Source organism: Sphingomonas sp. LHG3406-1 (assembly GCF_029637485.1).
Taxonomy (GTDB): Bacteria; Pseudomonadota; Alphaproteobacteria; order Sphingomonadales; family Sphingomonadaceae; genus Sphingomicrobium.
In genome coordinates this window covers 1,599,379-1,624,641 of the sequence record NZ_CP069128.1, presented here as the reverse complement: position 1 = coordinate 1,624,641, position 25,263 = coordinate 1,599,379, and the positions used below count along the sequence as shown (strand labels likewise).

Genomic DNA, 25,263 nt, shown 5'->3' with positions numbered 1-25,263 from the left:
CAAGCGGGTCCGCGCCGCCAAGCGGTTGAAACCCGCCCGTCCGCCGCTATGGCAAGCCGGCAACATCAGCGGAGTATGAGCTAAGTGGCGATGTCGGTGGGTCCGCGCGGACGCAAGGTCAGGATCCTGGCGACGCTGGGGCCGGCGTCCAGCAGCCGCGAAATGATCGCCAAGCTGATGGAATGCGGGGCCGACGCCTTCCGCATCAACATGAGCCATGGTGACCAGGCGGCCAAGACGGCGCTCGTCGAGGCGATCCGCAGCCTCGAGGCGGAATACAAGCGGCCGACCTGCATCCTGTTCGACCTCCAGGGGCCAAAGCTTCGCGTCGGCCGCTTCGCCGGCGGCACGGCGATGCTGGAAACGGGCGGGCGCTTCATCCTCGACGCCGATACCGCGCCCGGCGACTCGGGCCGGGTCGAGCTTCCCCATCCGGAGCTGTTCGAGGCGGTGCGCGAGGGCGACCAGCTGCTGATCGACGACGGCAAGATCCGGCTTCGCGCCGCCGCCGTCTCCGCCACCCGGATCGAGACCATCGTCGAGGTTGGCGGCAAGGTCAGCGACAACAAGGGCGTCAACGTCCCCGACGTGCTGGTGCCGATCCCGGCGCTGACCGAGAAGGATCGCGACGACCTCCAGTTCGCCCTCGCCCAGGGCGCCGATTACATCGCTTTGTCCTTCGTCCAGCGGCCCGAGGACGTGATCGAGGCGCGTCAGCTGATCGGCGACAAGGCCGCATTGCTGGTCAAGATCGAGAAGCCGGCGGCGATCGAGCGGCTCGAGGGCATCCTTGAGCATGCCGACGCGGTGATGGTCGCGCGCGGCGACCTTGGCGTCGAGCTTCCGGCCGAGGCCGTTCCGCCGCTGCAGAAGATGATCGTCGCCCGCGCCCGCGAGCTCGGCAAGCCGGTGGTGGTCGCGACCCAGATGCTGGAAAGCATGATCACCTCGCCGACCCCGACCCGGGCGGAGGTGAGCGACGTGGCCAATGCCATCTACGACGGCGCGGATGCGATCATGCTGTCGGCCGAAAGCGCGGCCGGCCAGTTCCCGATCGAGGCGGTGCATATGATGGACCGGATCGGCCGCTCGGTCGAAGCCGACCCCAACTATGCGGCGCGCGTCCACTTCACCGCGACGCCCGCCGAGCCGACCACCGCCGACGCGCTTGCCGAAAGCGCCGGCAACATCGCGAATACGGTCAAGGTGGCGGCGATGGTCTGCTACACGTCGACCGGGTCGACCGCCCGCCGCATCGCCCGCGAGCGCGGCCCGGTGTCGCTGCTGGTCATGACCGCCAGTCGCACCGTCGCTCGGCGCATGGGCCTGGTTTGGGGCGTCCACGCTGTCCACACCCGCGACGTCGCCAGCTTCGAGGAGATGGTCGGCAAGGCCAAGCGCATGGTCCTCCGCCACAAGCTTGGTGCCGGCGGCGACCGGATCATCGTCCTTGCCGGCGTTCCGTTCGGGACGGCGGGGTCGACCAACGTGCTGCACGTGGTGCGCGTGGTCGGCGACGAGCTCGACGATTACGGGGTGAGCTGACCCCCGTCGCGCAGGATGCCGGGCACCTCGTCCGGTATTTCGCGGGCGAGATAGCCCAATGTCCCGATCCGCTTGCCGAGGCGGCGGCCGGCCTCGCCGTGGCACCAGACGCCCCACAGTAGGGCGGTAAGCGGATCGGCGCCGCGGGTGAGGAGGCCGCCGACGATGCCGGCCAGCGTGTCGCCGGAGCCTGAGACGCCGAGGCCGGGTCCGCCGCCTTCGTAGCGGAAGACCTGCCCGTCCGGCGACACGATGTGGCTCTGGACGCCCTTGACCAGGGTCACCGCATCGTAGCGGTCGGCGCAGTCGCGGCCGGCGCGGACGGGATCGGCTTCCACCTCCTCCTCGTCGCAGCCGAGCAGGCTCGCCATCTCGCCGGCATGGGGAAGGAGGATGGTCGGGCAGTCCGAGCGGGCGATGTCGGACTGACGCTTGGGCAGGGCATGGAGCAGGGCGGCGTCGAGGACGAGCTTGTGCCCCTTGCCGGCAAGCGCCGCTGCGAGCTTCGCGCAACCGGCATTGCCGCGCATCCCGGGTCCGGCGACCACCACGTCGGCTTCGGCCGCGCGGTCGGCCAGCGGCTTGACCGTCGAAGGCGCAAAGCCGCCGTCGCGGCCTTCGGCAAGACCGGTGACCATCGCTTCGGGCATGGAGACGGACAGGCCGGGCGCGGCACTGGCGACGGTCATGATCTGCAGCCGTCCGGCACCGGCGCGCATCGCACCCATGGCGGTCAGCAGGGCGGCGCCGGCCACTTCGCGGCTTCCGGCAATAAGCAGGATGGAGCCGCGCGCATCCTTGTCGCCGCTGGCGATGACAGGGAGCGGGAAGCGCTTCAGGGTCTCCGCGTCGAGCGCGACCGGAGCGCTCACCGGCTGCCGGCGATCTTGTCCGGGGCGTCGGTCACCGGTGCGCCTTCTTCCTCCAGCGGGGCGGCATGGTTCCACAACGCGAGGCGCGGCACGCAGTCGAGGTCGTGGACCGTGAAGTCGAAGGCGCAGATGCCGCAGTTGAGGATGTCGGCGGCCTTGTCGATGCCGAGGATCTCCGTCTCCTCCAGCTCTTCCAGCACGTAGCGCATGCACAGCACCACCACCTGGTGGCAGACGATCAGCACGCGCCGGCCGTTATAATGGAGATTGATCGAGTTCATCGCCGAGCGAAGGCGGAGGATGACGTCGGCCCAGCTCTCGCCGCCGGGCGGGCGATGGTAGAATTTGCCGAGCCGGTTCCGGTGGGCGGCTTCCTCCGGATATTTCTGGCGGATGCCGAGGCTGGTAAGGCCGTCGAATACGCCGAATTCACGCTCGCGCAAGCGCTCGTCGATGACGGTGCGGGCCCGGCCGCCAGCGAGGCCGCCCGCCTCGCAGATCGCCCGGGCGGTCTGGCGCGCGCGAAGGTAGGGCGAGGAAAGGATGACCTCCGGCTTCTCCTCGTCTGGTAGAGCCGCGAACCAGCGGCCGGCAGCGGCGGCCTGGCGATGGCCGAAGTCGGACAGGGGCACGTCGACGTCGCGCATGTCGAGCCCGATGGTCGCCAGCCCCTGCGCCTCGGACCGGTCGCGCGCGACATTGCCCTGGCTCTGCCCGTGGCGAACGAGGTAGAGGCGCTGCGGCCAGTGGGAAATCGGCATGGCGGCGGGTCGGGCTCCTTGCTTCGCCCATGTCAAAGCACGAGCGGGCGCGCGGTTCAAATCAACGGGCCCGGGCAGGTCAGCGCGCGATCGTTTCGGAATGACGGACGAAGTCGTCCAGCGCGGCCTCCAGCGGGCGGAGGATCTGCCCTCGGCTGGTCCCGAGCGTGTTGTCCGCCTTGTCGCCGCCGCTATCGCGGATCTTCCTCGGGCTGAGGCCGGTCCGTCCTGCAATTTCCCGCGCGAGGCCGTGCCAGCTGATGCTGCCCTCGTTGGCGAGATGCCAGATGCCCTGCTCGCCATCGAGCAGGAGGTCGAGCGAGGCATGGACAAGGTCGGGTACATAGGTCGGCGAGACGACTGCCTGGTCGCTGGCATGCACCTCGTCGCCGCGGCTGAGCTGGGCGACCGTGTGATGGAGGAAGTTGTGGGCGTCCCACGGTCCGAAGAAGGCGCTGGTGCGCACGATCAGCGCCTGCGGATCGATCGACAGCACCCGGTCCTCGGCCTGCGCCTTGCTCTCGCCGTAGACGCAGGCCGGGCTGGTCGGATCGGGCTCGAGATAGGGCCGGCCGAGCTTGCCGTCGAACACCAGGTCCGAGGAGAAGGTGACGAACGGGATGCCGCGTTCCCGGCAGGCGGCGGCGAGCAGTTCGGGACCGGTCGTGTTGATCCGGAAGCAGTCGTCCGGCTGATGCTCGGCCTCCGGCACGCGGACGAAGCCGGCGGTGTTGACCACCGCCCAAGGACGCAGGCGATCGAGCGCCGCGCCGATCGAGGCGGCATCGGTGATGTCGAGCGCCGACCGGTCGGTCAGCACGTGCCGCAAGCCACGGTGGTGGCAGATGCGCGCGAAGGCCTGGCCGAGCGTTCCGGTCGCGCCGGTGATCAGCAGGGGATGCCGGCCGAAGTGGTGCGGCTTGCAGGACCCCGAGCCGATGTAGAAGCGCTCGGGACGCCGCCACCAGGGCCTGCCCGCGACCGCCGGATGGTCGAGCATCCTCCCCGAAGCGAGGCTCGCCGCTGCTCTGGCGACCATGGTCGGGCGGAGCTTGCCGCCGCGCGTGTCGAAAGCGCCGACGTCGTAGATGCCTTCCTTGCGGGTGAGAAGCGAGCGCCAGTCGACATTGCCGAACAGGCTCCACAGGGTGACGGCGCGCATGTCGACGCCTTCGCTGCGGACCTGCTCAGCCGCGTTCCAGACATGGTGGAACCAGCGCACCTGCTCCTCGCGGGTGCAGCCGTGATGGACTTCGGTGATGGCGAGCGGGATGCCGTAGCGCTCCCATGCCTCTCGCAGCCGTGCGGCGGGACCGACCCGGCCGGCGAGGTGCGGCATGCGCACCGCCTCAAGATCGCAATAGCGCTGCCGGCCGTTGCTGCCGACCGGCTGCCCCGGATAGCGCTCGGTGCGGTCGTCGAGGTAGCGCTCGCTGGTCAGATAATGGTTGATGCCGATGATGTCGGGGGCGGCCTCGCCGGTGGCGAGCTCGGCCAGCGCCTCGTCGCTGCAGCCCGATTCCTTGAGCATGCTCCAGAAAGGGTGGCGGTCGTCGACCCGGCCGGTGAACAGGTCGAGGCTCAGCCAGCGGCGGTCGTTCTCATGCCGGGCCTGATGGGCGAGCTTCGGCGTCGAGAACGTCTTGCCGAGATCCTCGGTGGTGACATGGAGCGCGCCCGGGATCACCGTACGGATCGCCCGCATCGCCGCCAGCGACGCATGACATTCGTTGACCAGCGCGGCGAGGAAGTCACCCAAGTCCTGCCGATGCGGGTACCAGTGGCCGTAGAGGCAGGCGAAGCGGGCGGTGGTCAGCGGCTCGTTGACGGGCGTCCAGCGGTCGATCCACGGGTAGCGCTCCGCCACTTGTGCGGCATAATCGGCGAGCTTGGCCGGGAAGGCCGGATCGAGCAGGTCGGTGTGGCGTGGGCCCGAGCCATGATGGACGAGCCCGCCGATGACCCTGATCCCGAGGTCGCGAAGCCGCCGCAGCCGCTCGTCATGCCAGGAGAAATCGAGCGTGGCGGGATCGTCCGGCGCCACCCGCTCCCACACGATCGGGTAGCGAACCGTGCGGATACCGAGGTCGGCGATGGCGTCGAGGTCGGCGAGCCGGACCGAATGGCCCGTCTCGACGACCTGGTCGCGATATTCGTCGCCGATGCGGACGACCGTGCATTCCACTCCGCCCCATAATTCGAGGGGCGGAGTGCTGCTTTCTCGATCCTTGTCCATCACCAGGCTCCCGGCTCAGATCGCCAGGCGAAGCTCCCGGCTGGCGGCTCCGCCCCGGGTGCGGCTCTCGTCCATCCGCCGGAAGGTGGCGAGTGCCTGCCCGACGATCTGGTCCATGTTGTAATAGCGGTAGGTGGCGAGGCGGCCGACGAAGGTCACGCCCGGCGTCGAGTCCGCAAGCGCCTCATACTTCTTGAACAAGGCCTGGTTCTCCGGCCGCGGGATCGGATAATAAGGATCGCCCTCCGCGCTCGGATACTCGAGCGTGATGGTCGTCCGCGGATGCTCCTGACCGGTCATGTGCTTGTATTCGGAGATACGGGTGTAGGGCGTCTCCGTGTCCGGGTAGTTGACCACCGCCACCGGCTGGAACTGCTCCTTGTCGATCGTCGAGTGGACGAAGCGCAGGCTGCGATAGGGCAGCTTGCCGAAGCGCCAGTCGAAATATTCGTCGATCGGGCCGGTGTAGATGATGTGCGCCGCGTCGATGTCGTTGCGGACATCGCGGAAGTCGGTGCCGAGCTGCTTGTCGATCAGCGGATGGTCGAGCATCCGCTCGAACATCCGGGTGTAGCCCTCAAGCGGCATGATCTGGTGGGTGTCGGTGAAGTAGCGGTCGTCGGTGTTGGTCCGGGTCGGGATCCGGCTCGTCACCTGCTTGTCGAGCTCCGACGGATCGAGACCCCACTGCTTGCGGGTATAGCCGCGAAAGAAGAGCTCATAGAGCTCGCGCCCGACGGCGTTGATGACGACGTCCTCCGAGGTGCGGATGTCCGCCACCGGCTCGGCCCGCGCCGCCAGGAAGGCAGCCGCTTCCTCGTCGTTCTTGAGCCCGGCATCGAACAGCTTGTTCAGCGTCGTGCGGTTGATCGGGATCGGCACCAGCTGGTCGCGAACATGCGCCAGCACACGATGCTCGTAGGGCCGCCACTGGGTGAACTGCGAGAGATAGCTGACGATCTCGTCGCTGTTCGCGTGGAAGATGTGCGGCCCGTATTTGTGGTAGAGGATGCCGTTCTCGTTGAGCTCGTCATAGGCGTTGCCGCCGACATGATCGCGCTTGTCGATCATCAGCACCCGCGCGCCATGCTGGGTCGCCAGCCGCTCGGCCAGCACCGAGCCGGCAAAGCCGCAGCCGACGATCAGATAGTCGTACTTCTTGGTCTTGGTGTGGGTGTAGTGACCTTGGCCGAAAGCGGGGCGCTCGATCTTCTGGCCCTGCTCGGTCAGCTCGGCCAGAAGCGCGGCCATCCGTGCCTGAGTGGTGTCCCAGCTCATGTCGGCCAGCGCCAGGTCGACTTCGGCCAGCCACTCGTCACTGCCCTGGCCAAGCGTCAGCGCCCGCTCGCAGGCTTCGACGAACTGCTCGGCAGTGCCGGCGATGCGGACACCGGACAGCTTCTCATAGTGACGCTTGACGTCCTTGATCGGGGTCGAGACGACCGGCTTGCCTGCGGCCAGATATTCCGGCGTCTTGGTCGGCGAGATGAAGCGGGTTGCCTCGTTGATGGCAAACGGCATCATCGCCACGTCCCAGTTGCCGAGATAGGCCGGCAGCTCGGCATAGGTCTTGCCGCCGAGGTAATGGATGTTGTCGCGGCGGGGGAGGTCGTCCTCGCTGATCTTCACCACCGGTCCGACCATCACCAGCTGCCAGTCGGGCCGCATCTCGGCCATGCAGTCGAGCAGCTCGAGGTCGATCCGCTCGTCAATCACGCCGTAGAAGCCGAAGCGCGGACGGGCGATGCCGGCCTGGTCGGACGGGTCGTCGATGCCGGCGCGGGCCTTGCCGAAGTGAGCGCGGTCGACCGACGAAGGGAAGGGGTGGACGTTGCCGTGCCGCTTCTTCTTCGCCTCGTACAGCGAATAGCCGCCAGTGAAGACGACGTCCGCCGCTTCCAGCAGCTCGCGCTCGAGCTCGAGCAGCTCGGTCGGCGCGAACTTGAAGGCTGACAGTTCGTCCATGCAGTCATAGACGGTCGCCACCGTGTCGAGATGCCGTGAGAAGGGCAGCATCATCGGCGTGTAATACCAGCGGATCAGCCGCCCCTCGGTGCTCGACACGAACTGGTCGAGCAGCCCCTTGAGGATCGTTCGCTGCGCGTTGACGTCCAAGCCCTCGGGCAGGTGGGGGGTGACGACGGTGACGTTGGTGCAATCCTTGGCGGGACGCACATCGAGCGAGGGACCCTCACCCTGGGCGGCCGGCACCGGCTCTTCCCAGATCACGACCGGCATCGTCTTGGCGAAGCGGCTCATCAGATGCTGTGGGCGCTGGAAGACGAAATCCCAGCGAAGGTGCGAAAAGCAGAGGAGCGTCGTTCGCTTGTTCGAAAACGCAGGAACCGGAGAAGACCCAGTGTCGTGAACGCCGACTTTGTCGAACATGCGGTAGGAACCTCTCTGAAAAAGGCCGATGTAGTTTCGGTCAAACAACGGTTGCCAAACCTGGTTCCGCGGTGATGCGGCCCCTTTCGGCTGGTTGGATGCTGCGGTGCGGCAAACGGATCTCGCCCCCCGACTGGAGGATGAACAACTGTTCAGGCCTTTAGGTTCCCTCGGCTAAGTCCAAAGCATCAAAGCAAAATCTCCCAGCGAGTTGACGCGCCGCAATCCCAGAGCGAAGAGCGCATCCCATGAGCAGCACCATCGCGGAACTCGAACGGCGGCGCGCGGCCGCCCACATGGGGGGCGGGCAGAAGCGCATCGACGCCCAGCACAGCAAGGGCCGCCTGACCGCCCGCGAACGCCTAGACGTCCTGCTGGACGAGGGCAGCTTCGAGGAGGTGGACGCCTTCGTCGAACATAATGCGACCGAGTTCGGGATGGCCGACCAGCGCTTCCCCGGCGACGGCGTGGTGACCGGCAGCGGCACGATCAACGGGCGGCTGGTCTATGTCTTCGCCCAGGATTTCACCGTCTTCGGCGGCTCCCTCTCCGAACGCCACGCGCAGAAGATCTGCAAGATCATGGACGCGGCGATGAAGGTCGGCGCGCCCGTGATCGGCCTGAACGACAGCGGCGGCGCACGCATCCAGGAAGGCGTCGCCAGCCTCGCCGGCTATGCCGAGGTGTTTCAGCGCAACGTGCTCGCCAGCGGCGTGGTGCCCCAGCTCAGCCTGATCATGGGCCCGTGCGCCGGCGGCGCCGTCTATTCGCCCGCGATGACCGACTTCATCTTCATGGTGAAGGATTCATCCTACATGTTCGTCACCGGTCCCGAGGTGGTGAAGACCGTCACCAACGAAGTGGTGACCCAGGAGGAGCTTGGTGGAGCGGTCACCCACACCACCAAGTCGTCGGTGGCCGACCTCGCGCTCGAGAACGACATCGACGCCCTGCTGGCGGCGCGGGAATTCTTCGATTTCCTGCCGCTGTCGAACCGGGTGTCGGTGCCGGAGCGACCGACCGAGGACCCATGGGACCGGATCGATGCGGGCCTCGACACTTTGATCCCGCCGAGCGCCAACCAACCCTACGACATGCACGAGCTGATCCGGAAGGTCGCCGACGAGGGAGACTTCTTCGAGCTTCAGCCCGCCCATGCCGCCAACATCATCATCGGCTTCTGCCGGATCGAGGGCCGCACCGTCGGCGTGGTCGCCAACCAGCCGCTGGTGCTGGCCGGCGTGCTCGACATCAACTCGTCCAAGAAGGCTGCGCGCTTCGTCCGCTTCTGCGACGCCTTCGATATCCCGATCCTGACCTTCGTCGACGTGCCCGGCTTCCTCCCGGGCGTCGGGCAGGAGCATAACGGCATCATCAAGCATGGCGCCAAATTGCTGTTCGCCTATGCCGAGGCGACCGTTCCCAAGATCACCGTGATCACCCGCAAGGCCTATGGCGGCGCCTATGACGTCATGGCGTCCAAGCATCTGCGCGGCGACTTGAACTATGCCTGGCCGACCGCCGAGATCGCGGTGATGGGCGCCAAGGGCGCGGTCGAGATCATCTTCCGCCAGGATCGCAACGACGCCGACCTGATCGCCGCGCGCACCAAGGAATATGAGGACCGCTTCGCCAACCCCTTCGTGGCGGCGAGCATGGGCTTCATCGACGACGTCATCCAGCCGCGGGAAACCCGCCGCAAGGTGGCGCTGGGCCTCCGCAAGCTCAAGGACAAGCAGCTCGAGAACCCGTGGAAGAAGCACGACAATATCCCGCTTTGACCTGGACCCCTGGCTCCCGCCGCTGATCTTCCTCCTGCTGTCCCTCGCGATTGGACGCGAGCTGGTGAAGTCGTCGTCCGAGCGGACGATCGTGGAGTCAGCATTCGTCGCCGACCGCGAACTAGAGCCTCGCTGGTCGAAAGTCCTTATCGCGTTCAAGTGGTTATGGCTGGGCTTGAGCCTGGTCGCCCTTGTCGCAACAACCCTCGAAGCGCTTGAGATAGGTAGCTCATGAAACTCGGCCGACTGAACCATGTCGGGGTCGCCACCCCGTCGATCGAGCGTAGCCTCGAGACCTATCGCAAACTGTTCGGTGCCGAGCCGTCCTCGCCGCCGTTCGAATTGCCCGCGCAGGGCGTGCGCGTCTGCTTCGTCGATGCGCCCAACAGCCAGATCGAGTTGATCGAGCCGCTTGGGGCCGACAGTCCGGTCGCGAAGTTCATCGAGAAGAACCCGCAGGGGGGACAGCATCATGTCTGTTTCGAGGTGCCCGACATCGAGGCGGCCCGCGCCCACTTCGAGGGACTCGGCACCCGCATCCTAGGTCCCACCCGCATCGGCGCGCACGGCACGCCGATCTTCTTCCTCCACCCCAAGGACATGGGCGGCGTGCTGACCGAGATCATGGAAAGCCCCAAGCAGGCGCACTGATGGGCGGGCGCGGCGAGGAGCTTCTGATCGGCGGATTGTGCGCCGTGCTGGCGGTGCTGATCCTGCGACGGATCGCGCTGGCGCTGCGAACCGGCGAGGTGCCGCTCTACCGCATTCGCCTCAAGCGTGCCGAAGCTGGCGATGCACGCTTCTGGGGGCTGGTTCTCATCAACGGCGCACTGTTCGTTCTGCTGTTCTTCATCGCGGCCGACCTGCTGCTCGGGCTTGGCTATCGTTCGGGACGCTGAACAGGCGGCGCGGGCGCCAGAACTAGCGCCCTTCTCGCGCGTCTGAGTCGGCTCCACCGGAGCCCACCGAGGCGCCGCCGACGCCAAGCCCCATGCCCATTCCCATTCCCATGCCCCCACCGCCTTTGCCGCGCCCGCCGCGCTCGTTGGCTCCCTCGCCGCGCCCGCGTCCAGCGCTGCCCGCCGTGCGGGTTGGCCCCTGCCGGGGAACGCTGACCCCGGCGGGCACCGGGTCGAGCCCCAGTGCCTGGCGGATGAAGTCGCGCAGGGCGACCACCAGTTCGGCCGTATGCACCGGGCGTCCGGCGACCAGTTCCTGCGCGGCGCTCGTGGCAAGCGCCACCTGCTCGTCGGTACCGAGCAGGATGATGTCGGCGAGCGCCGCCTCCACTGCGTCGCGCATTCGCCGCATGCGTTCGGAGCCGGCGCTTTCGGCATTGAGAAGCAAGCCCTCGTCGGCTTGCGCCGCAGCGCGGCGGCGCAGATCGCGCAGATGCGTCGGGTCGACCGACAAGTCGCCGGTAAAGGAGCCGCCAAGCGTCTTGTAGGCCGCGATTAGGGTCCGCAGCCGCTCGTTGATCTGGCGGTTCTCGCGCTCGCGCCGTTGCTGGATGGTCATCATCGCCAGCAGCCGGACGCCAACTCCGATGATGGTGATGAGCGACAGGCCCAGCAGGGTGGTGCCGATTGCCTGCCATGAACTGAAGTCGAAGCCGCGCATCGCTGTCCAACGTGTCAGCCGGTGATGGGGTGCAGCCGATTGGCAGGCGTCGCCCCCGGCGCTAGGGCAAGGGAGTGACCGACAAACTAGCTCAAGACGCCTGGAAGACCCTCGCTGCCAAGGAGTCGCGCGGCGCCGACCTCAGCCGCACCACGCCCGAGGGCATCACGCTCAAGACCGTCTACGGCCCCGAGGACGCGGCCGGCATCGATCCCGGCTTCCCCGGCGTCGCGCCCTATACGCGCGGCCCCTATGCGACCATGTACGCGGGCCGGCCCTGGACCATCCGCCAATATGCCGGCTTCTCGACCGCCGAGGAATCGAACGCCTTCTACCGCCGCAACCTCGCCGCCGGGCAGAAGGGGCTTTCCGTCGCCTTCGACCTCGCCACCCACCGCGGCTACGACAGCGACCATCCGCGCGTCACCGGCGACGTCGGGAAGGCGGGCGTCGCGATCGACAGCGTCGAGGACATGAAGCTGCTGTTCGACGGCATTCCGCTGGGCGAGATGTCGGTCAGCATGACCATGAACGGCGCGGTGCTTCCGGTGCTCGCCTTCTACATCGTCGCGGGCGAGGAGCAGGGGGTCGAGCGCAAGGCGCTCACCGGGACCATCCAGAACGACATCCTCAAGGAGTTCGCGGTTCGCAACACCTACATATACCCGCCCGAACCCTCGATGCGGATCGTCAGCGACATCATCGCCTTCACCAGCCGCGAGATGCCCAAGTTCAACTCGATATCCATTTCCGGCTACCACATGCACGAGGCCGGCGCGACGGCGGTGCAGGAGATGGCCTACACGCTGGCTGACGGCATGGAATATGTCCGCGCTGCGGTGAAGAGCGGGCTCGACATCGACGCCTTCGCGCCGCGCCTCAGCTTCTTCTGGGGCATCGGCATGAACCTCTTCATGGAGGTCGCCAAGATGCGCGCCGCGCGCACGCTTTGGGGGCGGATCATGACCGACCTCGGCGCGAAGTCGGAGAAGTCGAAGCTGCTGCGCACCCACTGCCAGACCAGCGGCGTCAGCCTGACCGAGCAGGACCCCTACAACAATATCGTGCGCACCACGGTGGAGGCGCTGGCCGCAGTGCTCGGCGGAACCCAATCGCTCCACACCAACAGCTTCGACGAGGCGATCGCGCTGCCGACCGACTTCTCGGCCCGCATCGCCCGCAACACCCAGCTGATCCTGGCCGAGGAGAGTGGCATAACCGCCGTCGCCGACCCGCTCGGCGGCAGCTGGTATGTCGAGGCGCTCACCCGCGAGCTGGAGGAGAAGGCCTGGGCGCTGATCCAGGAAGTCGAAGAGCTCGGCGGGATGACCAAGGCGGTGACAGAAGGCCTGCCCAAGCGCCGGATCGAGGAAGCCGCGGCCGAGCGCCAGGCCAAGGTGGACACGGGCGAGCAGGTCATCGTCGGCGTCAATCGCTACCGCCTGCCGGAAGAGGCCGAGCTCGACATTCTCGAAGTCGACAATGCCAAGGTTCGCGCCGGGCAGATCGAACGGCTCGAGCGCATCCGCGCCAGCCGCGACGAAGCGGCGGTGCAGGTCGCACTGCAGGCGCTGGAGCAGGGGGCCCGCACCAACGCCAACCTCCTCGCCCTCTCGGTTGAGGCCGCCCGCGCCCGCGCCACGCTGGGGGAGATATCCGACGCGCTCGAGCGTGCGTTCGGCCGCTACGCCACCACGCCCACGCCCGTATCGGGCATCTACGGACAGCGCGCCGACCTCGCGTGGGAAGAAGCGAAGCAGGGAACGGTCGCGGTTACCAGCCGCCTCGGCCGCAAGCCGCGCATGCTGGTCGCCAAGATGGGTCAGGACGGCCACGACCGCGGCGCCAATCTCGTCAGCTCGGCCTTCGGCGACCTCGGCTTCGAGATCGTTGCCGGACCCTTGTTCCAGACTCCCCGCGAGGCCGCCGAACTGGCGGTCGAAGCGAAAGTGGACGTCGTGGGCGCCAGCAGCCTCGCCGCCGGTCACAAGACGCTGATCCCCGAGCTGATCGGTCACCTGAAGGACCTCGGCGCCCCCGACATCAAGGTCATCGCCGGCGGCGTCATCCCCGCCCAGGACTATGCCGAACTTCGCGCCGCCGGAGTGCAGGCCATCTTCGGCCCCGGCACCAACCTCGCCGACGCGGCGGACGAGGTGCTCCGCCTGCTCGGGCACAACAAGCCGCCGATGGACGAGGCGGCTGAGTGAACCGCCTCGTCATGCCGGACTTGATCCGGCATCCCCCTTGTTCTTAGTCCATCGGCCAAAGGCAGGTGGACCCCGGGTCAAGCCCGGGGTGACGTGATAGGAAGCGCCGATGTTCTCCAAGATCCTCATCGCCAATCGCGGCGAAATTGCTTGCCGGGTGATCCGCACCGCGCGCCGCATGGGCATCAAGACCGTGGCGGTCTATTCCGACGCCGACGCCCGCGCGCCGCACGTCCGCATGGCCGACGAGGCGGTGCGGCTCGGGCCGGCGCCGGCCGCGGAGAGCTACCTTCGGGCCGACCTCATCATCGAGGCCTGCAAGGCGACCGGCGCCGAGGCCGTGCACCCTGGTTACGGCTTCCTGTCCGAGCGCGCCTCCTTCGTCGAAGCGCTGAGCGCGGAGGGCATCGAATTCATCGGCCCGCCGGCCAACGCCATCGCCGCCATGGGCGACAAGATCGAATCCAAGAAGCTCGCCCAGGCCGCCGGGGTGAACGTCGTGCCGGGCTTCCTCGGCGACATTGCCACCACCGACGACGCGGTGCGGATCGCGGGCGAGATCGGCTATCCGGTGATGATGAAGGCCTCGGCGGGCGGCGGCGGCAAGGGCATGCGCCTCGCCTGGTCCGAGCAGGACGTCCGCGACGGCTTCGAGGCGACCAAGCGCGAGGGGCTGAACAGCTTCGGCGACGACCGCGTGTTCATCGAGAAGTTCATCGAAAGCCCGCGCCACATCGAGATCCAGCTGATCGGCGACCGGCACGGCAACATCCTTTACCTGAACGAGCGCGAATGCTCGATTCAGCGCCGCCACCAGAAGGTGGTCGAGGAAGCGCCAAGTCCGTTCGTCACGCCGCAGATGCGCAAGGCGATGGGCGAGCAGTGCGTCGCCCTGGCCCGCGCGGTCGGCTACCATAGCGCGGGCACGGTCGAGCTGATCGTCTCCGGCGCCGACCCCACGGGGGAAAGCTTCTACTTCCTCGAGATGAACACCCGGCTCCAGGTCGAGCATCCGGTCACCGAGGAGATCACCGGCCTCGATCTCGTCGAGCAGATGATCCGCGTCGCCGCCGGCGAGAAGCTGGCCTTCACGCAGGACGAGGTGCGGCTCGACGGCTGGAGTGTCGAGACGCGCGTCTATGCCGAAGACCCCTATCGCGGGTTCTTGCCGAGCACGGGGCGGCTGGTGCGTTACGCTCCTCCGTCCCCCTCCCACGCGCCGGAGGGGCTAGGGGAGGGCATGTCACCCTCCGCCAGCGAACAAGTCCTCCCCCGGCCCCTCCCGCACGCGGGAAGGGAGCAGGTCCGTACCCGCGTCGACGACGGCGTCTTCGAAGGCGGCGAAGTGTCGATGTTCTACGACCCCATGATCGCCAAGCTGATCACCTGGGGCCGCACCCGCGAGGCGGCGATCGACGCGCAGGTGGAGGCGCTCGACGCCTTCGACATCGGCGGCATCAGCCACAATGTCGATTTCCTCTCCGCTCTGATGCAGCATCCGCGCTTCCGTTCGGGCGAGATCACCACCGGCTTCATCGCCGAGGAATATCCCGACGGCTTCACCGGTGCGCCGCTTGGCGAGGCGCTGACCGCCGACCTCAGCGCCATCGCCGCCTTCATCGGCACCGTCCATGAAGCCCGCGCGCTGCGGATCGACCAGCAGCTGAGCCGCCCCGCACCGGCCGGCCGCGACCATGTCGTGCGGCTGGACGGCGGGGCCGAACACCGGGTCCGCTTCATGGTCGACAAGGTGGTGGTGGACGAGGGCGAGCCGCTCACCTTCGATGCCGATTACCTGCCCGGCCAGCGGCTGGTGCGCGCCCGCATCGGCCATCGCTCCCGTACCGTGCTGGTCGCCCGGCATGGCCGCAGCTGGGCCATGACGACCCGCGGCGCGACCCACCGCGCCACCGTCATGACCCCGCAGGTCGCCGAGCTTGCCCGGCACATGATCGAGAAGATCCCGCCCGACCTCTCGCGCTTCCTGCTGGCGCCCATGCCGGGGCTGGTGACCAGGCTTGATGTGAAGACGGGCGACAAGGTCGAGGCCGGGCAGCCGATCGCCGTCATGGAAGCGATGAAGATGGAGAACATCCTCCGCGCCGAAAAGGCCGCAACCGTCAAGGCCACGCCGGTCGGCGCGGGCGAGAGCGTCGCGGTCGACCAGGTGATCGTCGAGTTCGAATAGTCGTCACCCCGAACCCGGCTCGGGGTGACGCTCAGGCGCTCGTGCCGCCGTCGATGGTCACGCAGGCGCCGTTCACGCCGCTTGCGCCCGGCAGGCATAATTGCACGATCGCGTGGGCCACTTCATCGACCGTGATCAGCCGCCCGTTGCCATTGGCCTTGGCCAGCAGCTTGCGGGCTTCCTCCACGCTCTTCCCGGTCGCGCCGGCGATCCGGGCGGCGCTGTCGTCGACCATCGGCGTGTCGACGAAGCTCGGGCAGATGGCGTTGACGGTGAGGCCGGTGCGGGCGAACTCCAGCGCGAGGCTGCGGGCGAGACCGACCGCGCCATGCTTGGACGCGGCGTAGGGGGCCGCCATCGCGCCGCCCTTGAGGCCGGCTACCGAGGCGACGATGATCAGTCTCTTGCCTTCGGCCTGAAGGTCGGGAAGCGCCAGCTGCGCACCATCGAACAACGCCGTCAGGTTGGTCGCGATGATCGCATTCCAGCTGTCGCGGCTGGTCCGCAGGAACGGCCGGCTGTCACCGATCCCGGCGTTGAGGATGACGATGTCGAGCGGTCCGAACGTCTCGCGCGCCTCGGCGAAGGCGCGGGCCTGCGCCTCCGGATCGGTCACGTCGCAGACGATGGCGCGGCCACCGGTCTCCGCCGCTACCGCTGCGAGCGGCTCGCGGCGGCGGCCGAGCAGGGACACTTTCGCCCCTGCCGCCGCAAGGGCGCGCGCTGCGCCGGCGCCGATGCCGGTGCCGCCACCGGTGATGAGTGCATGCTTGCCAGTTGCAAAGCCCATCGCTCTTTCTCCTCTGCTTCCGCTTGGCCGAGCCGCTCCGGCGTGGCAACAGGCTGGGCAAAGGAGTGCCCCATGAAGACCCGTGCCGCCGTCGCCTTCGCCCCCAAGCAGCCGCTCGAGATCGTCGAACTCGACCTCGAAGGACCAAAGGCTGGTGAAGTGCTGGTCGAGATCATGGCGACCGGCATCTGCCATACCGACGCCTATACGCTGGACGGCCTCGACAGCGAGGGCATCTTCCCCTCCATCCTCGGCCATGAGGGAGCCGGGATCGTCCGCGAGGTGGGCGCTGGCGTCACCTCGGTGAAGCCTGGCGACCACGTCATCCCTCTGTACACCCCCGAATGCCGCCAGTGTAAGTCGTGCCTGTCGGGCAAGACCAACCTCTGCACTGCCATCCGCGCCACGCAGGGCAAGGGGCTGATGCCCGACGGGACCAGCCGCTTCTCCTACAAGGGCCAGACCATCTTCCACTACATGGGCTGCTCGACCTTCTCGAACTTCACCGTCCTGCCCGAGATCGCGGTCGCGAAGATCCGCGAGGACGCGCCGTTCCAGACCAGCTGCTACATCGGCTGCGGAGTCACCACCGGGGTGGGCGCAGTGGTCAACACCGCCAAGGTCCAGGTCGGCGACAATGTCGTCGTGTTCGGATTGGGCGGAATCGGCCTCAACGTCGTCCAGGGCGCGAAGCTCGCCGGCGCCAACCGCATCATCGGCATCGACCTCAACCCGGACCGTGAGGCCTGGGGCCGCCAGTTCGGCATGACGGACTTCCTTAACACAAGGGGCATGAGCCGTGAGGCCGTCGTCGCCAAGGTCGTCGAGCTCACCGACGGCGGGGCCGACTACAGCTTCGACTGTACCGGCAATACCGAAGTGATGCGCACCGCCCTCGAATGCTGCCATCGCGGCTGGGGCACCTCGATCATCATCGGCGTCGCCGAAGCGGGCAAGGAGATCAGCACCCGGCCGTTCCAACTGGTCACCGGCCGCAACTGGCGCGGCACGGCGTTCGGCGGCGCCAAGGGCCGCACCGACGTGCCGAAGATCGTCGACTGGTACATGGACGGCAAGATCGCCATTGACCCGATGATCACCCACGTCCTCAGCCTCGAGGACATCAACAAGGGCTTCGACCTGATGCACGCGGGGGAAAGCATTCGCGCCGTCGTGGTCTACTAATCTTACGCGGGAGGAAAGATGTTCAGTCACGTGATGATCGGCTCGAACGACATCGAGCGCTCGAAGAAGTTCTACGACGCCCTGCTCACCGCCATCGGCGGCCGCGAGGGGCGGGTCGATCCCAAGGGCCGGGTGATGTACCTGAAGGACGGCGGCATCTTCATCATCACCAAGCCGATCAACGGCGAGCCGGCTACCCACGGCAACGGCTGCACCCTCGGCTTCGCCGTCAGCAGCCCGGAACAGGCCCACGCCTGGCACGAGGCGGGCATCGCGGCCGGCGGCACCCCGATCGAGGATGATCCCGGGATCCGCTCCGGCGCCGGGGTCGAGCTCTACCTCGCCTACCTGCGCGATCCCGACGGGAACAAGATCTGCGCCATGCACCGACTGCCCGCCAAGTCGTGACGTCGATTGCTTCCGACGTCTGCAGCCACGGCGGCCGTCAGCTCGTCATCACGCATGACAGCCGCGCCACCGGCACGCCGATGACCTTCTCCCTGTTCCTGCCTCCACAGGCGGAACAGGGGCAGGTGCCGCTGGTCACCTACCTTTCCGGGCTGACCTGCACCCACGCCAACGTCACCGACAAGGGCGAGTATCGGGCGGCCTGCGCGGCGCTCGGGCTTGCCTTCCTCGCGCCCGACACCTCGCCGCGCGGTGATGACGTCCATGACGAGGATGGCTGGGACATCGGCAAGGGCGCCGGCTTCTACGTGGACGCGACCGAGGCGCCCTGGTCGGCCCATTATCGCATGTGGAGCTACGTCACCGACGAGCTGCCCGCGCTGGTCGCGGCCGAGTTTCCATCGCTCGACATGGGCGCGCAGGCGATCACCGGGCATAGCATGGGCGGCCATGGCGCGCTGACCGTCGCCCTCCGCCAGCCCGGCCGCTACCGCGCGGTCAGCGCTTTCGCGCCGATCGTTGCGCCGTCCGAAGTCCCGTGGGGCGAGAAGGCCTTCTCGCGCTATCTCGGCGCCGACCGTTCGGTTTGGCAGCGCCACGACGCCGTGGCACTTATCGAAGGCGGCGCGCGCCTGCCCGACCTCCTCGTCGACGTCGGCACCGCGGACCCGTTCCTCGAGCGCGAGCTCAGGCCCGAGCGGCTCGAGCAGGCTGCCGCGGCGGCCGGGCAGAAGCTCACCCTCCGCCGCCAGCCCGGCTACGACCACAGCTACCATTTCATCTCGACCTTCATGGCCGAGCATCTGTCCTGGATGGCCGAGCGCCTCCGCTAGACCATCCCGATCCGGGCGTCCCTCAGGGCGCCCAGTGAATGTCGATCGGCTGCTCGGCCTCGGCCAGCAGCCGGCCGATCGGAAGACGGCTCGACTGGCCGTCGGCGATCGCCTGTTCGAGCAGTTCCTTCTTCTCCTCGCCCTGGATGGTGATGATCAGGGTCCGCGCCGACAGCAGGGCGGCACGGGTGAGGGTGACGCGCGCGACCGGCGCCTCGGCCGGCAGCGGGTCGGGGCGGACGCCGGCCGCCCGCCGCGCATTCGGCGCATCCAGCGCCTTCTGCATGTCGGGCCCGGCGAAGATCGAGGCCGTATGCCCGTCCGCGCCCATGCCGAGCCAGACGAGGTCCGGCGGCCACGGCAGGTCCTGCAGCCGGGCGTCGGCGATATTGCCGGCGGCATCGACATCGGAATTCTCGCCGCCGATCGGGATCACCCGCGCGCCGGCCCGCATGAACCGCTGCGCCAGCATGCGCGCGTTGCTGAGCTCATGATCGACCGCCACCAGCCGCTCGTCGGTCGGGACGATGGTCACCTTCTTCCACGGCAGCTTGGACGCGATCAGCTTGTCGAACACCGGCAGCGGGGTCTTTCCGCCCGGCAGGGCCAGCAGGGAGGCGTCGCGGGCGTCGATCGCGCTTTCGATGATGAAGCCGACATCCCCGGCAACGGCGTCCGCCATCTCGGCGACGCTGTCATATTCCCACCATTCGGCCTCGATCATCTCGTCTCGCTCCTTCGTTCGCGCCCGCCTTCGTCCGGCAGCCGAGTCGGGTCAACAGCCTTGCGTTCGGCGGCGCGCGCGACCAGCTTGGGTGCCATGACGATGCAAGCCCCCGACCGCCGCCAGTTCCTGGTCGGCAGCGCCGCCGCCGCCGCCTGCATGGTGGGGGCTCCCGCGCTCGCTGCGCCGGCCAGGCCCGCCATGACCGTCTATCGCGATCCGGGCTGCGGCTGCTGCTCGGCCTGGGCCGATGTCGCCAGGAAGGCGGGCTACAAGGTGACCGTCGCGCCGAGCGCCGACATGGCCGCGGTCAAGCGCCGGCTGGGCGTGCCCGACGCGCTCGCCTCCTGCCATACGACGGTGGTCGGCGGCCTCGTCGTCGAGGGCCATGTTCCGATGCCGGCCGTCGCCGCCCTGCTCCAGCGCCGCCCCAGGAACGTGAAGGGCATCGCCGTGCCCGGCATGCCGGCCGGGTCGCCGGGCATGGAAGTGCCGGGCGGGCGCAAGGACCCGTTCGATGTGATCGCCTTCGACGCCGCCGGACGGACCGCCAAGTTCGCGAGCTAATGTTCGGTCAGCGAGCGGCGGAAGGCACCGGTCAGCGGCTCGAAGATATACTGGAGCGCGGTCCGCTTGCGGATCGGGATTTCGACATTCACCGGAAGGCCGGCGCGAAGCACGTGCGAACCGCCCGTCTGGTCGATCTTGCGCAGCTCGGACACGGGCACGAACACCTCCGCCGTGAAGAAGCTCTCGCCGGTCCGCTCGTCGGTGAAGGCATCGGCCGAGATCCGCCGCACCTCTCCCTCGAGCGGCGGCAGCGAGCGCTCATGCAGGCTGTCGAAGCGGACAAAGGCGCGCTGGCCGGCGCGCACGTCGTCGGCATCGTTCGGCGACACGCGCGCCTCGATGGTCAGCGGCGCCTGGTCGGGCACGATGTCCATCAATTTCTCGCCCGGCGCGATCACGCCGCCGCGGGTGAAGACCGACAGGCCGACCACCGTCCCTGATACCGGGGCGCGAAGCTCGGTCCGGGCCAGCTGGTCGCGCGCCGCGTTCCAGCGGGGAAGCAGGTCGCCCAGCTTCGTCTCGACATCGCGCAGCTCGTCGGCGACGCGCTGGTCATAGTCGCGCTGCGCTTCCAGCGCCTGCAGCCGGCTCTCGCCGACCTGGCTGCCGGATTGGGCGACCGTTGCCGTATATTGTCCGCGCTGCCCCTGCAGCTCGGCGCGCGACCGTTCCAGCGCGCGCAGCCGCGACTTGGACACGAAGCCCTGCTCGGCGACCGTCTGCAGGCTCGACAATTCCTCGTTGATCAGCCGCAGCTGCTCGTCGATCGCGGCCACCTGCCGGCTGTAGCCCTGGCCCGAGCTCGACGCCTGCGATGCGCGCTGGCCGAGCACGCCACGCTGGGCCGACAGCACCGCGAGGCGCGTGTTGAGCTGCGAGGCCTGGAGGCGAAGCGCCTGTTCGGCGTCGCGCCGGTCGTCGCCGGTCAGCGGCGTGAACTCGCTTGGCGGAACGATGACGCGGGTGCCGGCCTGCTCGGCCTGCAGCCGTGCGCGCTGGGCGAGGAGGGAGATGGTCTGCGCCGCGAGCGAGCGTTCCTGCGCGCGGACGTCGGCGCCGGCGAGGCGGAGGAGAACCTCGCCCTGCTGCACCTTCTGGCCCTCGCGCACCCCGATGTCGGAGACGACGCCGCCCTCGCGGTGCTGGATGGTCTGGCGCTGGCCCGAGACCGCCAGCTTGCCGCCGGCCGTCGCCGCCGCGTCGAGCCGGGCGAAGGCTGCCCAGCCGAGCAGGACCACGAAGAAGAGGAAAGCGATGATGAGGCCGCGCCGGATGTCGGGCTCGGGGCTTGCATCGGCCGGGTGGGTCTCGCCCGCTACGGACAAGCCGCCGGGGTTGGCGGGAAGGCCGCCGCGGCCGAAGGTCTGCAACATGTTCATGCGTTTGCCGCCAGCTGGGCCGGACCGCGGCGAAGGGTCTGGATGACCTCGTCGCGTCCGCCGAAGAGCGCTACGCGCCCGTCGCGCAGCACGAGGATCTTGTCGACGACCGGAAGCAGGCTCAGGCGGTGGGCCACGACCAGCACGGTGGTGCCGGCCGCCTTGAGCGCTTCGAGCGTGGTGGTCAGCTGCGCGTCGCCTTCCGCGTCGAGGCTGGCATTGGGCTCGTCGAGCAGCACGTAGCGGGGCGATCGGTACAGGGCACGGGCAAGCGCCACCCGCTGCGCCTGGCCTGCCGACAGCCCGCGTCCGCCGACCGGAAGCCGGTGATCGTAGCCGCCGGGCAGGAGCAGGATCATCTCGTGCGCGCCGGCCAGCATGGCGGCGGCGATGACCGCCTCGTCAACGTCGCTCGCGTTCGTCCCCAGGCGCGCCTCGAAGCGGCTGATATTGTCCTTGATCGAGCCGGCGAAGAGCGAAGTCTCCTGCGGCATGAAGCCGACCTCGCTGCTGAGCTGGGCGGGATCCCAGTCGCGTTGCTCGGCGGCGTCGAAGCGGATGAAGCCGACATCCGCCACCTGCGCGCCGGCAAGGCAGCGGACCAGGGTCGACTTGCCCGCGCCGCTCGGCCCGACGATCGCCACCACTTCGCCGGGCGCCACCCGGAAGCTGACGGCGGCCAGGATCGGCTTCTCCGTCTCGCCGGCGACTCCAAGCTGCTCGACGTCGAGCCGGCCTTCGGGCTTTGGCATGCGGGTGGTGGCATGCGGCCCGGGCGCCTGCACCAGCAGTTCGTCGAGCGTGTCGATCGATGCGCGGGCATGGACGATCGTCCGCCAGCCGCCGATCAATTGGTCAATCGGCGCCAGCGCGCGGCCGACGATGAAGCTGGCGGCGAAGATGGCGGCCGCCCCGACCTCGCCGTTCACCGCAAGCAGCGCGCCGAGGCCAAGGGCCAGGCTCTGCAGCAGCATCCGGACGAACTTGCTCTCGGCGGTCAGCCGCGCCGAAATCATGCCGGCGCCATATTGCAGGCCGACCATCTCGTTGCGGTCGGCCAGATGGCCGCGCACCAGCGCCTCGCTCATGCCGAGCGAGCGGGCGACGTCGGCGGACTGGAGAGAGCCGTCATAGATCGCATAGCTCCGCCCGGCCGCCGCATTGGCCTGCTGGAGCGGCGCCCGCGTGCTATTCTCGCTCCGCCAGGCGAGCGCCAGGATGAGCAGGGTGCCGGCGATCGACAGCACGCCGATCCACGGATGGATGAGGAAGGCGACGATCGTGTAGATCGGCACCCACGGCGCATCGAACAGGCCGTGCATGGCCGGCCCGGTCATCGCCTGGCGAAGGGTGTCGAACTCGCGCAGATATTGCCGCGACAGGCGGGAACCGTCGGTCTGGCGAAGGCTCGCCCGCATGACCAGGCCAGACAGCTCGCGGTCGAGCTGGAGTCCGGCCCGCACCAGCAGCCGCGAGCGGATCGCCTCCAGCACCGCCATGGTGCCAAGCGCAATCACCAGCGCCAGCGTCAGCAGGAGCAGGGTCGCGACGCCCTGCGTCGGCAGCACCCGGTCGTAGACCTGCAGCATGTACAGCATCGGGGCGACGATCAGGAGATTGAGCAGCGCGCTGAAGAGGGCAGCGAATCGCAGGTGACGGCGGCAAGCCTGCATTGCCACCCGCATCGTCGGACTGGTGCGGACCCACTGGGGTATCATTCAAGCTTTCCGTTGCGAATCGGCCTTCGCCTTGATTCCCTTGGCATTTTGCGCGGCCCTCCAGCAATCGCGAAAGTGCCGGCAATTACTCGCTTCGGCGCTTTTCCGCGAATTCCGCAGATTGGCCTTACCGGTCAGATTCGTGTGCCGGTCAGCTTCTGCCGGATCATGCCGGCAAGGAAGGTCGCGTTGCCAAGGAGATAGCGGCTGGCCAGGCGGCGCGGTTCCTGCGCCAGCCGGAACGCCCATTCGAGCCGCATCCGGCGGACCATGTCGGGTGCGCGGGGTACTTTCGCGGCGATGAAGTCGAGCAAGGCGCCGACACAGATGATCGGCCGGTTCAGCGCCGCGGCGTTGCGCGCGGCCCACTGTTCCTGCCGCGGCTGGCCCATGGCGGCGAGCACCAGGTCCGCGCCGGAAGCGCGGATCGCCTCGGTGAGCGAGGCTTCCTCCTCCTCCTGGAAGAAGCCGTCGCGGGTGCCGGCGATCTCGAGGTGGGGGAAGCGCTCCTTCAGCACGTGGCCGGCCTCGATGGCAACGCCCGGGCGGCTGCCGACCAGATAGACGGACAATCGGCTCTTGGCCGCGCCGAGCAGGTGGGGGGTGAAGTCGGTGCCGTTGAGATTGTCGGGAAAGGCGCGGCCGAACAGGCTCCGGCTGGCGAGGTCCACGCCGATTCCGTCGTTGAGAATGAGGAACGGCTTGAGCGTTTCCCGGAATTCCGGGTCGCGGCGGGCGAGGTTGACGGTGTGGGCGTTGCAGAATGTGACCAGCGCCGGCTCGCGCCGCTCCACCGCCGACAGGATCCGCTCCACCGCCGCATCGCGCTCCAGCACGCTGACCTCGACATTGCCGATCCGGCGGGAGGTGTTGCCGAGGACTTTTCGATAGACTTCCTCGAAACGCGGCAACGCCGCCTCCCACGTAAACGGGGCGACCCTCTCTCGTATCTCGTGGGGGGTGAAGTCGTGCCGAAACGCGGCTCGTTCGCGCGCGAGCCTGTCGTAGCTGGCGGGCCAGCCTGCGTCGTCGGCGAAGTCGACCGTCATGCCGTAGCCAAGCCGCGACAGGGTGTCGGCGAATGGAGGAATGTCGTTGAGCAGGGGAAAGAGGCCCGCGCTGGCCGCCTCGACCGCCGCCAAGCCGAAGCCCTCGTAGGAGGAGGCGCAGGCATAGGTGCCGCTGCGGGCGATCAGGTCACGGAGCGCGTCGTTGCTCGGGCTTTCGTGAAGCTCGAACCGGTCGCCCAGCCCCTTGTCGCGCGCACGCGCCCTGAGCACGTCGGGGTCGACCCCCATCGGCTTGCCGGCGACGATCAGGCGGGCGCCGGGGTTACGCTCGGCGAGGCCGGCGAACCAGTCGATCAGCCGTCCGACCTCCTTGTTGGGAGCGAGCCGGCCGAAATAGATGATCGTCTCGCTGGACGGATCGGCGAGGCCGGCGAACTTGTCGACGTCGACCGGATTGGGGATCAGCACCAGCCGCTCGCCCGCCACGCCCGAGAATATTCGCTCGTCCTCCGCGCTGCAGGCGATGACCGCGCCATATTGGCTGAGGGAAGCGCGGGTGACGGTCTTGAGATAGACCTCCTTCAGCCCGCGCGCGAAGCTCGTGTGGAAGAAGCCGCCGTGGGTGGTCAGCACCATCGCCTTGCCGTGCACGGCGCGCATGGCGGCGAGATAGTCGGCGAAGAAGTCGACCCCATGGACATGGACGATATCGGCTTCGGACAGCGCGGCCATGACTCCCGGCGCAAGCGGATAGCGACGCGAACCCGCGAAGGCGATGCGGATGACCTCAACGCCGTTCCAGACTTCGCGCTTCGGCAGCCGCCGGTGCTCGCCATCGTCGAAGATGCGGTTGAGGGTGACCACGCGCACCTTGTGGCCCGCCGCCACCTGCCGCATGGCGATCTGCTCGACGAAGTTCTCCATCCCTCCGATGCCGGGATGAAATTGACGAACGACGTGAACAATCTTCAATGATCCGACCTTTAGGCGTTCGTTACGCCCCTACAAACGAGCGGCGGTGCAAGGCCAACTACTCCTATAGGCG

20 protein-coding genes are annotated in these 25,263 nt (G+C 68.1%); 10 read left to right on the top strand and 10 right to left on the bottom strand.

The genetic code is table 11. The features are described from left to right. The first annotated feature begins 84 nt into the window (after positions 1-84). On the top strand, positions 85-1,545 hold the full coding sequence (gene pyk / locus JOY29_RS07915) for a pyruvate kinase (protein ID WP_300972988.1): 1,461 nt from the start codon (positions 85-87) through the stop codon (positions 1,543-1,545). Here pyk and JOY29_RS07910 read toward each other — a convergent pair. The 4 genes from JOY29_RS07910 to glf all read right to left on the bottom strand — a co-directional run bounded on the left by JOY29_RS07910 (position 1,530) and on the right by glf (position 7,673). Beyond that, positions 1,530-2,417 carry an NAD(P)H-hydrate dehydratase gene (locus tag JOY29_RS07910; RefSeq protein ID WP_300972987.1) on the bottom strand — a complete coding sequence of 296 codons (888 nt, stop codon included), beginning with the start codon at positions 2,415-2,417 and terminating at the stop codon, positions 1,530-1,532. The two genes, pyk and JOY29_RS07910, sit on opposite strands and share 16 nt — an antisense overlap. Beyond that, positions 2,414-3,178, bottom strand: a complete 765-nt coding sequence (locus JOY29_RS07905) for a histidine phosphatase family protein (protein ID WP_300972986.1) — start codon at positions 3,176-3,178, stop codon at positions 2,414-2,416. Before JOY29_RS07905 ends, JOY29_RS07910 begins: the two co-directional genes overlap by 4 nt. 79 nt (positions 3,179-3,257) lie before the next feature. Further along, positions 3,258-5,414, bottom strand: a complete 2,157-nt coding sequence (locus JOY29_RS07900; RefSeq protein ID WP_300972985.1) for a family 1 glycosylhydrolase — start codon at positions 5,412-5,414, stop codon at positions 3,258-3,260. Positions 5,415-5,429: 15 nt separating this feature from the next. Continuing rightward, entirely contained in the window at positions 5,430-7,673 is a 2,244-nt protein-coding gene (glf, locus tag JOY29_RS07895; RefSeq protein ID WP_300972984.1) for a UDP-galactopyranose mutase, read from the bottom strand. A 377-nt stretch (positions 7,674-8,050) separates the two neighbouring features. Here glf and JOY29_RS07890 point away from each other — a divergent pair, with 377 nt between their 5' ends. The 3 genes from JOY29_RS07890 (at position 8,051) to JOY29_RS07880 (ending at position 10,482) form a co-directional block, all read left to right on the top strand. Further along, positions 8,051-9,583, top strand: coding sequence for an acyl-CoA carboxylase subunit beta (locus JOY29_RS07890; RefSeq protein ID WP_300972983.1), 1,533 nt, complete (start codon positions 8,051-8,053; stop codon positions 9,581-9,583). Positions 9,584-9,814: 231 nt separating this feature from the next. Then, positions 9,815-10,234 carry a methylmalonyl-CoA epimerase gene (gene mce / locus JOY29_RS07885; protein WP_300972982.1) on the top strand — a complete coding sequence of 140 codons (420 nt, stop codon included), beginning with the start codon at positions 9,815-9,817 and terminating at the stop codon, positions 10,232-10,234. Continuing rightward, positions 10,234-10,482 carry a hypothetical protein gene (locus tag JOY29_RS07880; protein ID WP_300972981.1) on the top strand — a complete coding sequence of 83 codons (249 nt, stop codon included), beginning with the start codon at positions 10,234-10,236 and terminating at the stop codon, positions 10,480-10,482. The genes mce and JOY29_RS07880 overlap by 1 nt, the downstream gene beginning before the upstream one ends. Positions 10,483-10,504: 22 nt before the next feature. Here the strand turns inward: JOY29_RS07880 and JOY29_RS07875 are convergent, their stop codons facing one another. Beyond that, the gene (locus tag JOY29_RS07875) at positions 10,505-11,203 is read right to left on the bottom strand and encodes a hypothetical protein (protein WP_300972980.1); all 699 of its coding nucleotides are present in this window, start codon (positions 11,201-11,203) and stop codon (positions 10,505-10,507) included. A 74-nt stretch (positions 11,204-11,277) separates the two neighbouring features. Between JOY29_RS07875 and scpA the strand changes: the two genes are divergently transcribed. Further along, positions 11,278-13,413, top strand: coding sequence for a methylmalonyl-CoA mutase (gene scpA / locus JOY29_RS07870; RefSeq protein ID WP_300972979.1), 2,136 nt, complete (start codon positions 11,278-11,280; stop codon positions 13,411-13,413). 109 nt (positions 13,414-13,522) lie between these two features. Continuing rightward, positions 13,523-15,601: an acetyl/propionyl/methylcrotonyl-CoA carboxylase subunit alpha gene (locus JOY29_RS07865; RefSeq protein WP_300972978.1), complete on the top strand. Its 2,079-nt coding sequence runs from the start codon at positions 13,523-13,525 to the stop codon at positions 15,599-15,601. A 31-nt stretch (positions 15,602-15,632) separates the two neighbouring features. Here JOY29_RS07865 and JOY29_RS07860 read toward each other — a convergent pair whose 3' ends face one another. Further along, on the bottom strand, positions 15,633-16,391 hold the full coding sequence (locus JOY29_RS07860) for an SDR family NAD(P)-dependent oxidoreductase (RefSeq protein ID WP_300972977.1): 759 nt from the start codon (positions 16,389-16,391) through the stop codon (positions 15,633-15,635). A 72-nt stretch (positions 16,392-16,463) separates the two neighbouring features. Between JOY29_RS07860 and JOY29_RS07855 the strand changes: the two genes are divergently transcribed. Genes JOY29_RS07855 through fghA form a run of 3 tightly spaced genes read left to right on the top strand, consistent with a single transcriptional unit; the run spans position 16,464 to position 18,817 of the window. Next, positions 16,464-17,576 carry an S-(hydroxymethyl)glutathione dehydrogenase/class III alcohol dehydrogenase gene (locus JOY29_RS07855; protein WP_300972976.1) on the top strand — a complete coding sequence of 371 codons (1,113 nt, stop codon included), beginning with the start codon at positions 16,464-16,466 and terminating at the stop codon, positions 17,574-17,576. Positions 17,577-17,594: 18 nt separating this feature from the next. Continuing rightward, positions 17,595-17,984, top strand: coding sequence for a VOC family protein (locus tag JOY29_RS07850; RefSeq protein WP_300972975.1), 390 nt, complete (start codon positions 17,595-17,597; stop codon positions 17,982-17,984). A gap of 5 nt (positions 17,985-17,989) precedes the next feature. After that, the gene (gene fghA / locus JOY29_RS07845) at positions 17,990-18,817 is read left to right on the top strand and encodes an S-formylglutathione hydrolase (RefSeq protein ID WP_300975505.1); all 828 of its coding nucleotides are present in this window, start codon (positions 17,990-17,992) and stop codon (positions 18,815-18,817) included. A 22-nt stretch (positions 18,818-18,839) separates the two neighbouring features. On the opposite strand, the gene pgl is transcribed toward fghA, so the two are convergent. Beyond that, on the bottom strand, positions 18,840-19,541 hold the full coding sequence (gene pgl / locus JOY29_RS07840; protein ID WP_300972974.1) for a 6-phosphogluconolactonase: 702 nt from the start codon (positions 19,539-19,541) through the stop codon (positions 18,840-18,842). A 96-nt stretch (positions 19,542-19,637) separates the two neighbouring features. Between pgl and JOY29_RS07835 the strand changes: the two genes are divergently transcribed. Next, positions 19,638-20,108 (top strand): DUF411 domain-containing protein, encoded by a 471-nt coding sequence (locus JOY29_RS07835; protein WP_367280009.1) that lies wholly within the window; start codon positions 19,638-19,640, stop codon positions 20,106-20,108. Here JOY29_RS07835 and JOY29_RS07830 read toward each other — a convergent pair. From JOY29_RS07830 to JOY29_RS07820, 3 genes are all read right to left on the bottom strand, one after another. Next, on the bottom strand, positions 20,105-21,490 hold the full coding sequence (locus JOY29_RS07830) for an HlyD family type I secretion periplasmic adaptor subunit (RefSeq protein ID WP_300972973.1): 1,386 nt from the start codon (positions 21,488-21,490) through the stop codon (positions 20,105-20,107). The two genes, JOY29_RS07835 and JOY29_RS07830, sit on opposite strands and share 4 nt — an antisense overlap. Beyond that, positions 21,487-23,208 carry a type I secretion system permease/ATPase gene (locus tag JOY29_RS07825; RefSeq protein ID WP_300972972.1) on the bottom strand — a complete coding sequence of 574 codons (1,722 nt, stop codon included), beginning with the start codon at positions 23,206-23,208 and terminating at the stop codon, positions 21,487-21,489. Before JOY29_RS07825 ends, JOY29_RS07830 begins: the two co-directional genes overlap by 4 nt. A gap of 134 nt (positions 23,209-23,342) precedes the next feature. Further along, positions 23,343-25,142, bottom strand: a complete 1,800-nt coding sequence (locus JOY29_RS07820) for a WecB/TagA/CpsF family glycosyltransferase (RefSeq protein ID WP_300972971.1) — start codon at positions 25,140-25,142, stop codon at positions 23,343-23,345. Positions 25,143-25,263 lie beyond the last annotated feature (121 nt).